The organism is Marinomonas phaeophyticola (assembly GCF_026966905.1).
Taxonomy (GTDB): Bacteria; Pseudomonadota; Gammaproteobacteria; order Pseudomonadales; family Marinomonadaceae; genus Marinomonas; species Marinomonas phaeophyticola.
In genome coordinates, this window is the sequence record NZ_JAPUBN010000014.1 from 26,972 (window position 1) to 39,514 (window position 12,543).

The window sequence follows — 12,543 nt, forward strand, 5'->3', positions numbered from 1 at the left end:
TTTGTTGACCTATGTGGGAAAGAATTGAATGACTGATACAACTAAAGCGACAAATCAGCAGTGGGGTGGCCGTTTTTCAGAGCCTGTGGATGCATTTGTTGCTCGTTTTACGGCTTCTGTCGAGTTTGATCAACGTATGGCAAGTCAAGACATAAAAGGCTCTATTGCTCATGCTACTATGCTGACGCATGTTGGTGTATTAACAGAGTCTGAACGTGATCAAATCATTCAAGGGCTGAAAGAAATTGAAGCAGAAATTGATCGCGGTGAATTTAATTGGTCAATCGAGCTTGAAGATGTTCATATGAATATCGAAGCGCGTTTAACTCAAAAAATTGGAATTACGGGGAAAAAGTTGCATACAGGTCGTTCTCGTAATGACCAAGTTGCTACTGATATTCGTTTATATATGCGTGATGAGGTGGATTTTTTATTAGAAGAAATTACCCGTATGCAGCAAGGTATTTTAAGTTTAGCTGAAAAAGAAGCTCATACTATTATGCCTGGGTTTACGCACCTTCAAACCGCTCAGCCAGTCACTTTTGGCCATCATTTAATGGCTTGGTATGAAATGGCTCAACGTGACTATGAGCGTTTACTTGACTGCCGTAAAAGAATTAATATTTTACCTTTAGGTGCGGCCGCTTTAGCCGGTACAACTTACCCAATAGATCGTAATATGACTGCTGATCTGCTGGGTTTCGATCGCCCGACCTATAATTCTTTGGATTCTGTGAGTGATCGTGATTTTGCAATTGAATTCACATCAACGGCGTCTATCATCATGATGCACTTCTCTCGATGGGCAGAAGAAATGGTTATGTGGGTATCGGCGCAATTTAATTTCATTTTCCTACCCGACCGTTTTTGTACTGGTTCTTCAATTATGCCACAAAAGAAAAACCCTGATGTACCTGAACTGGTTCGTGGTAAGACAGGCCGAGTATATGGTCATCTAATCGGTTTATTGACTCTGATGAAATCACAACCATTAGCCTACAATAAAGATAACCAAGAAGATAAAGAACCTTTGTTTGATACGGTTGATACCTTAAAAGGATCTTTACGAGCTTTTGCTGATATGATTCCGGCTATTGAGTCTCGTAAAGAACATATGTATGAAGCTGCTCGCCGTGGTTTCTCAACCGCAACAGATTTGGCCGATTATTTGGTACGTGAAGGGGTTGCTTTTCGTGACGCCCATGAAATTGTAGGAAAAGCGGTTGGCTTTGGTGTTCAAGAAGGTAAAGATTTATCTGAAATGACACTCGAAGAACTACAGTCTTTTGGTAGTATGATTAAGTCGGATGTATTTGATGTATTGACATTGGAAGGTTCTGTAGCCGCACGAGATCATGTTGGTGGAACCGCGCCAAAACAAGTTCTATTAGCTGTAGAAAGGGCTAAAGCTGAATTGGCGGCACGTTTGGCATCATAATAGCGTAAAACGGCCATTGAGTTTAAGAGGGAAGCGAAAGCTTCCCTTTTCTATGCGCACTAGAAAAATATATCGTTACTGATTCTGGTCGAATTCGAGACCTAATAAGCGTGAAAAAGGCGAGTTTGGTCCTAGCATTTCAGGGGTAATACCAAATTCAAAGTGGAAGGCGTCTTTTTGGTTATTACAGCCTGCGGGAACAATAAACCATTCTCCGGATTCGCCTTCAGGAGGCATCTTCCAACAAATGCCTTTAATGTTTACGTAGCGTGTTCCATCAGAATCTTTTGTTATTGGGTAGCCTTTATTTTTAATAAATCCTTTTAGATATTGCTTTTGTTCTTTGATTGCGTCCTTTAAAGCCGATTTATAGATAGGTGAAAAAACAGTACTAAACTCTTCCTCCTTTTTCGGTTCTGGAGTGATCATTGTCTCTTGAGCAATAGTAAAAGAATCAGACAACGACACACTCTCTTTGATCTCTGTAACGCCTGCTAAATCGTCAAATGTTTCTTGAATAGTATTATTCGTATTGGTTACATCTAAAGGTTGTCTCTCGATTTTTTGAGGTTGTGTATTTATCGCTTCTTGAGCCTCTATTGGGGCTTTTGTGCTTATGTCTACATTCTCTGGTTTTAATACTAACGTCGATGAAGATATATCGTCTGTGTTTTTTGTAGAGGGTTCATTTTTATGGCTTGTCGCATCTAATGGTGTATTTTTTTGATGAGAAGTCGTAGCGAGTGAGTCACGTTTAATAGTCGTGGTTTTATTGGCTTCCTTTACCGCATTATCCGTCGGCTCTGTATCATCGCTAGTGTAGTTCAGTTGTAAGGTAAAGTTGCGCTTAGATACAGGCGTTTCAATGTTTGAGGTATTAGTTAACCAATGACTATTATCAATAATATAGAAGCCAATAACATGGAAAATAGAAACGGTAACTAAGACGGAAAGCCATTTTGCAACAGATGGATAGAATGGCTTCTTAACCTCTTTGTCCGATTGTGTGCCATCGTAAATGTTAATACTTGTTCCTTTCTTAAAACAATGTGTCAAATAAGCGCTAAGAATACTATATCGAACTGTCTGTACAAGCGCTTTAACACTAAATTTACGATGAGTTTTAATCTCTTAGGGTTGGGTATTATGGCGCTCACAAGTATACTGTTCTAATTATTTTAATGTAGTTGAGATTTGGTGATGTCTAAATGGCTCTTCGTGCTCTTTCTTGCAAGTGTGGTTGTTGCTTGTGGCAATAAAGGTGCTTTATATCTTCCTGATAACGAAAAAAACGTTGAGACGGCGTCGCCCATAAATTAAGAGGTTATTAAGTGGATTTTTTTAATTACTCGGCTGGTAAATTACAAGCTGAAAATGTGTCATTAGAGCAAGTTGCTGCAACTTATGGTACGCCAACGTATGTTTATTCTAGAGCGACAATTGAGCGACATTATAATGCGTATGCAAATGCCTTCACATCTCACCCGACGTTGATTTGCTATGCGGTAAAAGCATGCTCAAATATCGCCTTTTTGAATGTTTTGGCAAGAATGGGGTCCGGCTTTGACATTGTCTCTATTGGTGAATTAGAGCGGGTGCTTCGCGCTGGTGGTGATCCTGCGAAAGTTATGTTTTCTGGCTTGGGTAAGCAGGCTCATGAGATGCAAAGGGCTCTGGAAGTGGGGATTCATTGTTTTAATGTCGAGTCAGAAGCCGAGTTATTTCGTTTAAATGGTGTCGCAGGGTCTTTAGGTAAAATGGCTCCTGTTTCGTTGCGAGTGAATCCTGATGTTGATGCAAAAACACATCCTTATATCTCTACTGGTCTAAAAGAAAATAAATTTGGGATTGATATTAAAGAAGCAGTGCGTATTTATCAGTTAGCTGACTCTTTGCCGCACTTAGATGTTATGGGAGTTGATTGTCATATCGGTTCTCAATTAACAGAACTAAGGCCTTTTTTAGACGCCTTTGATCGTTTGATGACTTTGATTGATGAGTTGTCTGAGGTTGGTATTCGTATTAAGCATGTTGATCTAGGTGGTGGTCTGGGCGTTAAATACCGTGATGAAGTGCCACCAGAACCTGCGGAATATGCCGCATTAATTTTAGAAAAAGTGAGAGGTCGTGAGTTTAGTTTAGCTTTTGAACCAGGTCGATCTATTGCTGCAAATGCGGGTGTGATGTTGACTCAGGTTGAATTCTTAAAATGTACCGACCATAAAAATTTTGCCATTATTGATGGTGCTATGAATGATCTGATAAGACCTGCTTTGTACAGTGCCTGGATGGACATCATCCCTGTTAATTTATCTAGTAAAGGGGGCGGTGAAAAAGTGTATGACTTAGTGGGCCCTGTTTGTGAAACAGGTGATTTTTTGGGAAAAGAGCGCAGTCTTAATTTAGCTGCGGGCGATTTATTGGCCGTCCGTTCAGCTGGTGCTTATGGTTTTACAATGGCTTCAAATTATAATAGTCGCAATCGTGCTGCCGAAGTCATGGTTGATGGTGATAATGCCTACCTTATTAGAGCTCGTGAAACGATTGAGCATCAACTTGCTGGTGAACAGCTTTTACCTGAATGAGGGATTGAGTTGTGTTATTAAAATTCACGAAAATGCATGGATTAGGTAATGACTTTGTTGTTGTGGATGCCGTGTCTCGAAAAGTTTTTTTTAATAAAGAACAAATAGAAAGGCTGAGTGATCGTAATAGAGGGGTTGGCTTTGATCAATTGCTGATTGTTGAGCCACCATTAAATCCAGAAATGGATTTTCGATACAGAATATATAATTCTGACGGAACAGAAGTTGAGCACTGTGGTAATGGCGCGCGTTGTTTTGCAAAGTTTGTATTGGATAAAGAGCTTACAAATAAATCCATTATTAATGTAGAGACTCGCAAAGGAAAGATGCAGTTGCGGGTTTTGAATGATGGCCAAGTGACCGTTGATATGGGGGAGCCAAGCTTCATTCCATCCGATCTTCCTTTTACAGTAGATAAAGTTGAATCGATTTATTCTTTAAGGGTGAGTGATCGAAATATTGAAATAACACCTGTATCTGTTGGGAACCCTCATGCTGTTCATAAAGTGGACTCATTGGATGATGATTATGTTGCTACAATCGGTAAAGCGCTAGAGTCACATGGTCGCTTTCCGCATAATGTTAATGTAGGGTTCATGCAAATACTGAATCGCTCAGAAATTCGATTGCGAGTGTATGAGCGTGGCGTTGGAGAAACTCAGGCTTGTGGGACCGGGGCTTGTGCCGCCGTGGTTGCAGGTATTAAACAAGGTTGGTTAGATTCCAATGTCGTAGCGCATCTTAATGGAGGCGATTTGAAAATTGAGTGGCAAGGTGACGGTGCTTCAATTTTAATGACCGGACCTGCCGCAAAAGTTTTTGAGGGACAAATCTACTTATAAGGTTAATTTATGAAAGAAACTGAAGTCGCTCAATATTTATCTGAGAATCCTGATTTTTTTAACAGACATCTGGATGTTCTTGAAGCTATAAATATCCCTCATCCAACTAGGGGAGAGGCTATTTCTCTGCTAGAAAGACAGGTGATGCTATTGAGAAAAACGGCTTCAGATCACCAGTCAGAGTTTCAGCGCTTGGTGACAGTGGCGCGTGAAAATGAGGCCATTATGCACAAAAGCCGTAGATTGATTTTGGCTGGGCTTGAATGTAGTTCGTTAGATGAATTTGTTTCATTAATGCACGACATTTTGCGTAATGAATTTGAGATTACTTATAACGGTTTTATTCTTTTCTCGAAGGATATATTGTCTGCAAATGTGAGGGTTTCAGATTTGGATGAGGCTGAGCCGGTATTAAAAGAAATACTACTACGCTCAGGTTGCTACTCTGGAGTGTTGTCGGTGTCCGAGTCTCGCTATCTATTTGGAGAAGTAAGCGATAAAGTGATGTCAGCGGCCGTTCTGCCCTTGGTGTCTCGAATTAATGGAGAGGCTAAGTATTTAGGTGTGCTGGCTCTTGGCAGTAACACCTTAGAGAAATTTAGCAAGGACAAGGGAGACATTTTTTTGTCTTACTTATCTGAGTTGTTAAGCGCAATTTTACTTAGGTTGATTAAATGAACTTAATTACGTTTGATTTAGATAATACCTTATGGGATGTTGAGCCTGTTATTATTCGTGCTGATTTTGCTATGGAAAATTGGTTTGATGATCGTTTTCCTGACTTTTCAAGGAGATTTAATTCAGAAAAGCTCCAAGAAATAAAGATAGAGTTAATTTCAAAAGATCCTTTATTAAAAATTGATATTTCCAAAGTTAGAGTTGAAATGTATCGTCAAGCTCTTATTTTGTTTGGTTTACCTCAAGAAGAGTCCTCTAAAGTAGCCGTTTCAGCTTTTTCTCATTTTAATGAATGGCGCCAAAAAGTAGATCATTACCCTCATACTAGAGATATGCTGAAACAACTTAAGAAAAATTATAGACTTGCCGTTATAACCAATGGGAATGCGGATGTATTTCATCCCTACGTTGGTCTTGGCGATGTGTTTGAGTTTGCGATAAGGGCAGATAAAGAGGGGGTTTCTAAGCCAGATGTTAGCTTGTTTAGAAAGGCCGCAAATGCAGTGAATTTACCGACAGAAAGTGTTATCCACATCGGTGATAATCCTTATGATGATGTGTTTGGTGCGAATCAAGCGGGTTGTAGGAGTGTTTGGTTTAACCGTCATGGCGCTCGTCGCTGGAAGGATAGTTGGCCCGGTCGTCCAGATGCAGAAATTCACTCTCTAATAGAGTTACCTAGTGTTGTAGCTTATTTGACCAGATAGTTAATTACTATTGAGTAATTAGTTTTTTTCATTTTTACGGTGAAAAATTAATGCTAAACTGGCTACATTATTAATTACAGTGATTATTTAAGGAAATTCAAATGGGTGATAATACCGTTCAAATTACAGATGCTCAATTTTCTGAAGAAGTATTGAATTCAGACGTTCCTGTATTGGTTGATTTTTGGGCTCCATGGTGTGGGCCTTGTAAAATGATTGCACCAGTTTTAGAAGACGTTGCTGAAGATTATTCAGATAGACTGAAAGTTGTAAAACTTAATGTTGATGAGAATCAAGAGACTGCGCCAAAGTATAATGTTCGTGGTATTCCAACGTTGCTAATTGTTAAAGGTGGGGAAGTTATTGCTACGAAAGTGGGTGCGGTATCAAAATCCCAACTTGTTGAGTTTGTAGAGAGTGCAATTAAATAATTGCTAGATTCTGGATAATAAAAAAGCAGCTTAGAGCTGCTTTTTTATTATCTTTATTTTATGTTTTAGACGCATTAATTTCTAACACTTGCTAATTTTTGTTGGTAATCCGGTGAGTGATAGCCTTCTAATAAAGAGGTGATTTTTTGAGCATAGGGTAAATACTTCTTAAGCTCTTTTTTAGGCATTGGGTCATCATTAGGAAGTTTAACGGTTATTGGGTTTTTGTGAATGCCATTTATTCTAAATTCATAATGTAAATGTGGACCTGTTGCCCATCCTGTTTGCCCGACATAGGCAACAATTTTTCCTTGTTTTACACGAGCTCCTTTACGAGTGCCTTTTGCAAAGCTTCGCAAGTGGGCATAAAGGGTTGTATAGCCTTTGCCATGATCAATGATAACCACGTTACCATAGCCATTTTGTTTGCCTGCGAAACTGATTTTACCATCACCTGCCGATTTAACGGGAGTGCCACTTGATGCTGCATAGTCTACCCCTCTATGTGGTCTACTTGTTTTGAAAAGAGGGTGAATGCGATTTGGGTTAAATTTTGATGAAATTCTAGTGAACTCAACTGGCGTGCGTAAAAATGCCTTTCGCATAGCTAAGCCGTCAGGAGTATAATAACTGGTGCTTGTGTTCGTTTCATAGCGAATGGCTTGATACATTCTGCCATTATTAATAAATTGTGCTGCTAGGATATTGCCAAGTCCTATTTTTTCACCGTCAAGATATTTTTCTTCAAAGAGTATGCTAAAGGTATCGCCTTTTCTAATATCGAGTGCAAAATCGATATCCCAACCAAATATATTAGCCATTTCGATAAGTAATCTTTGGTCGATACCAGACTTTAATCCGTCAACAAATAAGGAGCTGTTAATAGTGCTCTCTTTATAAGTTTGTACAATATCTGGCTCTCGGACGATACGTGAGGAATTGAATTGTTTTTCATTGCGAGCAAATTCAATTTTTTCAAGTTTGTTTTTTACTAGTGTTAGTTTATGTAATTCTTTGGTGTCTTCACGAATTTCAAACTCAAGTGTTTGCCCTGGGCGCATTTTTAAAAGGTCTTTTTCTTTTTTATCTGCTTGAGAAACTCTGTATATATCTGTAGCGGATACACCGTGTTTGGATAGTATGGTGGATAATGAGTCTCCTGAGTTGATGGTTTCAGTTTCATGCTTAAACGTTATTTCTTTTTTTGTAAGTTATCTGGGATGGGTAAATCTGCAGATATGAGCTCATTGTTGTTCAATGTGGGTAATACGGCTGTTTGTAAGTTGCCTCCCAACTTAGAAGCGGTTGTTTTTGTTGGTAGTGTTATGAACGTGATTGAATTGTCCAGTTCATCCATGTCGATAATCTGAAGGTTGGCCTCTAAAGAGATGGTTTTTGATGGCTTGTTTGAGCCGTCAGGAAGCATTGTAGCTATTAAAAATAATGCTAGAGTGATCACTACTAATAATAGTATGTGTTTAAGTGGAAGTTTTTTAATCAAGACAATACCTAAAATCTAAAATAAAGCCCTGTAATGCTACCAATATTGCCTTTATAATTAAAAGCTTTTAACACATAAATTACATTATTCTAGAATTGGATTGAAATATGAGTACAGGAACAAATGCTTTATTGGCTGATTTGCAAGCTCGAGGCTTAATTTCTCAATTAACGGCTGAAGGTGAATTGATTGAACATCTAAATACAGGCAGCCGAACTTTGTATTGTGGTTTTGATCCAACAGCAGACAGTTTACATATAGGAAGCCTGGTTCCATTGTTAATGTTAAGGCGTTTTCAGAATGCGGGTCATAAACCTTTAGCGTTAGTCGGAGGAGCAACTGGATTAATCGGTGATCCAAGCTTTAAGGCGGTTGAAAGGAAATTAAATGGACCTGAAGTGGTTACTGAGTGGGTAGCTAAACTTCGTAAACAAGTTAGTCAATTTATTGAGTTTAATGAAGCGCCAAATTCAGCTGAAGTGGTGAATAACTATGATTGGACAAAAGATCTTAGTATTCTTGACTTCTTAAGGGATGTTGGTAAGCATTTTTCTATTAATGCAATGATTCAAAAAGAGTCAGTAAAGCAGAGGATTAATAGAGAAGGTGAAGGGATTTCTTTTACTGAGTTTACCTATATGATTTTACAGTCCTATGACTTTGCAGAATTAAACCGCATAAAAGGGTGTACATTACAGATTGGTGGTAGTGACCAATGGGGAAATATTACTGGAGGTACAGATTTAACTCGCCGCCAAAATGGTAATCAAGTGTTTGGCCTGACTATGCCGCTTGTGACTAAATCAGATGGAACTAAATTTGGTAAAACAGAATCGGGGACTATTTGGTTGGATGGAAATAAGACAAGTCAGTATGCTTTTTACCAATTCTGGTTGAATACGGCTGATGCAGATGTGTATCAATTCCTGAAGTACTTTACTTTTCTTTCAATTGAAGAAATTAATCAAATTGAATCGGAAGATCTTAAAAATGAAGGCAGACCATTAGCACAAGGGATTCTTGCAAAAGAAGTAACGAATTTAGTTCATGGCAAAGAAGGTTTAGCCGCTGCGGAAAGAATAACGGCTGCACTTTTTAATGGTGAGGCGAGTGAGCTAAGTGAAAAAGATTTAGAACAAATTCAGCTTGATGGTCTTCCATCTAGTGTATTAACTGTAGATTCTTTGGTCGATATACCTTTAACAAGTCTGCTAAGTGAGCATGGGCTTGCAACTAATGGTAAGCAAGTTAAGGATGCTTTAACTCGTAATTCATTGTTTGTTAATGGTGATGCAAAAGGAATGGAAGACAATATGAAGGCATCTGAGATTTTTGCACAAGATAATGGTTACTATGGTAAATACTTTTTGGTTAAGCTAGGCAAGAAGAAGTATCATCTATTTGTATTGGCTTAGTGATTGTTTTTAAAACCATTGAATTATGTATAAAGGGCGCCTCGGCGCCTTTTTTGGCTTTTATAGGGTGGATTAGAACGTATTTTGTACAATTGTTACTGATTTATTATCCTTTTGAGGTTTTTTCATGAATTTACCAAAAAAAGGTTGCACTAAATCTGTAGATCCTTAATATACGCCCTCGCTGACACGGACAACCACTCAGAACAACGAGTAAGCGTCCAACAAGAAAAACAACACAGTTTGTTCTTCTTGTCTTATTTTAGTTAGCACGCTCTTTAAAATAGTTAATCAGATAATTTGTGTGGGCGCTCGCTGGAGACTTCGAAAATATTTTGAAGTCTTACGAGAGTCCAAACACTTTCAATTCGTTCATGTTTGTTTGATTTATCAAACAAACATGTAAGTTTAGTTAGAGTTAAATTTGAGTAAGCACGCTGATTTATCAGCAAAAGATCTTAAACTGAAGAGTTTGATCATGGCTCAGATTGAACGCTGGCGGCAGGCTTAACACATGCAAGTCGAGCGGAAACGATGTAGCTTGCTACAGGCGTCGAGCGGCGGACGGGTGAGTAACGCGTAGGAATCTGCCTAGTAGTGGGGGACAACATGTGGAAACGCATGCTAATACCGCATAATCCCTACGGGGGAAAGGAGGGGATCTTCGGACCTTTCGCTATTAGATGAGCCTGCGTGAGATTAGCTAGTTGGTAGGGTAAAGGCCTACCAAGGCGACGATCTCTAGCTGGTCTGAGAGGATGACCAGCCACACTGGGACTGAGACACGGCCCAGACTCCTACGGGAGGCAGCAGTGGGGAATATTGGACAATGGGCGCAAGCCTGATCCAGCCATGCCGCGTGTGTGAAGAAGGCCTTAGGGTTGTAAAGCACTTTCAGAGGGGAGGAAAGGTAATTGATTAATACTCGATTGCTGTGACGTTACCCTCAGAAGAAGCACCGGCTAACTCTGTGCCAGCAGCCGCGGTAATACAGAGGGTGCAAGCGTTAATCGGAATTACTGGGCGTAAAGCGCGCGTAGGTGGTTTGTTAAGTCGGATGTGAAAGCCCAGGGCTCAACCTTGGAATGGCACCCGATACTGGCAGGCTAGAGTACGATAGAGGAGTGTGGAATTTCCTGTGTAGCGGTGAAATGCGTAGATATAGGAAGGAACATCAGTGGCGAAGGCGACACTCTGGATTGATACTGACACTGAGGTGCGAAAGCGTGGGGAGCAAACAGGATTAGATACCCTGGTAGTCCACGCCGTAAACGATGTCTACTAGCCGTTGGGTTGTAATGACTTAGTGGCGAAGCTAACGCGATAAGTAGACCGCCTGGGGAGTACGGCCGCAAGGTTAAAACTCAAATGAATTGACGGGGGCCCGCACAAGCGGTGGAGCATGTGGTTTAATTCGACGCAACGCGAAGAACCTTACCTACTCTTGACATCCAGTGAATCCGAAAGAGATTTTGGAGTGCCTTCGGGAGCACTGAGACAGGTGCTGCATGGCTGTCGTCAGCTCGTGTTGTGAAATGTTGGGTTAAGTCCCGTAACGAGCGCAACCCTTATCCTTATTTGCCAGCACTTCGGGTGGGAACTTTAAGGAGACTGCCGGTGACAAACCGGAGGAAGGTGGGGACGACGTCAAGTCATCATGGCCCTTACGAGTAGGGCTACACACGTGCTACAATGGCGCATACAGAGGGCTGCGAACTAGCGATAGTAAGCGAATCCCACAAAGTGCGTCGTAGTCCGGATTGGAGTCTGCAACTCGACTCCATGAAGTCGGAATCGCTAGTAATCGTGAATCAGAATGTCACGGTGAATACGTTCCCGGGCCTTGTACACACCGCCCGTCACACCATGGGAGTTGATTGCTCCAGAAGTAGCTAGCTTAACCTTTCGAGGAGGGCGGTTACCACGGAGTGGTCAATGACTGGGGTGAAGTCGTAACAAGGTAGCCCTAGGGGAACCTGGGGCTGGATCACCTCCTTAAACGATACGAAGCTCTGGTGAGCGTTCACACAAATTATCTGATGACTACTTTATAGCAGCAATTGTTCTAGGATAGAGTCCTAAGCAAGGGGTTGATGAAAGCGATTATGTGATGACCAGTCATCATAATGTTCGCGTTATTCATGAATGTCTGACTTAGTGCTTTGCACTAAACTTGCTCTTTAACAATGTGACTTTTTGAAATAGACGATAATCAAGCGTCAAACCGGTGGAAAGCATCTTTCTCTTTATTGAGAATAACCTGGATGACTTTCTAAATCGTAAAATCCAGTGATGACACAAAAGCATCGTTGGTATGTGATCTGAGTGTTGTTTTGATACTGACTTTTCTTTTAGAAAAGTGAGGGATTAAAAAACTACTTTGGGTTATATGGTCAAGTGACCAAGCGTGCACGGTGGATGCCTTGGCAGTCAGAGGCGATGAAGGACGTGGTAATCTGCGATAAGGTTCGGGGAGTTGATAAACAAACTTTGATCCGAACATTTCCGAATGGGGAAACCCACCCGCTTGCGGGTATCATTAAGTGAATACATAGCTTAATGAGGCGAACTCGGGGAACTGAAACATCTAAGTACCCGAAGGAAAAGAAATCAACCGAGATTCCCTAAGTAGCGGCGAGCGAAAGGGGATTAGCCCTTAAGTTGATTTGGTGTTAGTAGAACAAGCTGGAAAGCTTGGCCGTAGAGAGTGAAAGCCTCGTATACGAAAACACCTTTTCAATGAAAACGAGTAGGACGGGACACGTGGTATCCTGTCTGAACATGGGGGGACCATCCTCCAAGGCTAAATACTCCTGACTGACCGATAGTGTACCAGTACCGTGAGGGAAAGGCGAAAAGAACCCCGGCGAGGGGAGTGAAATAGAACCTGAAACCGTGTACGTACAAGCAGTGGGAGCGGACTTAGTTCCGTGACTGCGTACCTTT

The 12,543-nt window shown here is 40.7% G+C and carries 11 protein-coding genes and 2 rRNA genes; 10 read left to right on the forward strand and 3 right to left on the reverse strand.

Translation table 11 applies throughout. The features are described 5' to 3' along the window. Nucleotides 1-28: 28 nt before the first annotated feature. The gene (gene argH / locus O1D97_RS09045) at nucleotides 29-1,438 is read left to right on the forward strand and encodes an argininosuccinate lyase (RefSeq protein ID WP_269124879.1); all 1,410 of its coding nucleotides are present in this window, start codon (nucleotides 29-31) and stop codon (nucleotides 1,436-1,438) included. Between the two features lie 75 nt (nucleotides 1,439-1,513). Here the strand turns inward: argH and O1D97_RS09050 are convergent, their stop codons facing one another. After that, nucleotides 1,514-2,494: a hypothetical protein gene (locus O1D97_RS09050; RefSeq protein ID WP_269124881.1), complete on the reverse strand. Its 981-nt coding sequence runs from the start codon at nucleotides 2,492-2,494 to the stop codon at nucleotides 1,514-1,516. 144 nt (nucleotides 2,495-2,638) lie between these two features. On the opposite strand from O1D97_RS09050, the gene lptM reads away from it, so the two are divergent. From lptM to trxA, 6 genes are all read left to right on the forward strand, one after another. After that, nucleotides 2,639-2,758, forward strand: coding sequence for an LPS translocon maturation chaperone LptM (gene lptM, locus O1D97_RS19895; protein ID WP_428981111.1), 120 nt, complete (start codon nucleotides 2,639-2,641; stop codon nucleotides 2,756-2,758). A gap of 11 nt (nucleotides 2,759-2,769) precedes the next feature. After that, nucleotides 2,770-4,023 (forward strand): diaminopimelate decarboxylase, encoded by a 1,254-nt coding sequence (gene lysA / locus O1D97_RS09055; RefSeq protein WP_269124883.1) that lies wholly within the window; start codon nucleotides 2,770-2,772, stop codon nucleotides 4,021-4,023. 11 nt (nucleotides 4,024-4,034) lie between these two features. Then, the gene (gene dapF, locus O1D97_RS09060; RefSeq protein WP_330221461.1) at nucleotides 4,035-4,865 is read left to right on the forward strand and encodes a diaminopimelate epimerase; all 831 of its coding nucleotides are present in this window, start codon (nucleotides 4,035-4,037) and stop codon (nucleotides 4,863-4,865) included. A 9-nt stretch (nucleotides 4,866-4,874) separates the two neighbouring features. Beyond that, nucleotides 4,875-5,543, forward strand: a complete 669-nt coding sequence (locus O1D97_RS09065; RefSeq protein ID WP_269124885.1) for a DUF484 family protein — start codon at nucleotides 4,875-4,877, stop codon at nucleotides 5,541-5,543. Beyond that, a complete protein-coding gene (locus tag O1D97_RS09070; RefSeq protein WP_269124887.1) occupies nucleotides 5,540-6,250 on the forward strand; it encodes an HAD family hydrolase in 711 nt (236 codons plus the stop codon). Before O1D97_RS09065 ends, O1D97_RS09070 begins: the two co-directional genes overlap by 4 nt. Before the next feature lie 101 nt (nucleotides 6,251-6,351). Continuing rightward, nucleotides 6,352-6,681 (forward strand): thioredoxin TrxA, encoded by a 330-nt coding sequence (gene trxA, locus O1D97_RS09075; RefSeq protein WP_191602756.1) that lies wholly within the window; start codon nucleotides 6,352-6,354, stop codon nucleotides 6,679-6,681. 74 nt (nucleotides 6,682-6,755) lie between these two features. On the opposite strand, the gene O1D97_RS09080 is transcribed toward trxA, so the two are convergent. Continuing rightward, complete coding sequence (locus O1D97_RS09080; protein WP_330221462.1) at nucleotides 6,756-7,877, reverse strand: peptidoglycan DD-metalloendopeptidase family protein; 1,122 nt, start codon at nucleotides 7,875-7,877, stop codon at nucleotides 6,756-6,758. Continuing rightward, on the reverse strand, nucleotides 7,874-8,182 hold the full coding sequence (locus O1D97_RS09085) for a hypothetical protein (protein WP_269124890.1): 309 nt from the start codon (nucleotides 8,180-8,182) through the stop codon (nucleotides 7,874-7,876). Before O1D97_RS09085 ends, O1D97_RS09080 begins: the two co-directional genes overlap by 4 nt. Nucleotides 8,183-8,289: 107 nt before the next feature. Between O1D97_RS09085 and tyrS the strand changes: the two genes are divergently transcribed. The 3 genes from tyrS to O1D97_RS09100 all read left to right on the forward strand — a co-directional run. Continuing rightward, on the forward strand, nucleotides 8,290-9,597 hold the full coding sequence (gene tyrS, locus O1D97_RS09090; RefSeq protein ID WP_269124892.1) for a tyrosine--tRNA ligase: 1,308 nt from the start codon (nucleotides 8,290-8,292) through the stop codon (nucleotides 9,595-9,597). A gap of 460 nt (nucleotides 9,598-10,057) precedes the next feature. Beyond that, nucleotides 10,058-11,595, forward strand: a 16S ribosomal RNA gene (locus O1D97_RS09095). Between the two features lie 393 nt (nucleotides 11,596-11,988). Further along, nucleotides 11,989-12,543: ribosomal RNA gene (locus O1D97_RS09100) — 23S ribosomal RNA — on the forward strand; the annotation flags it as partial.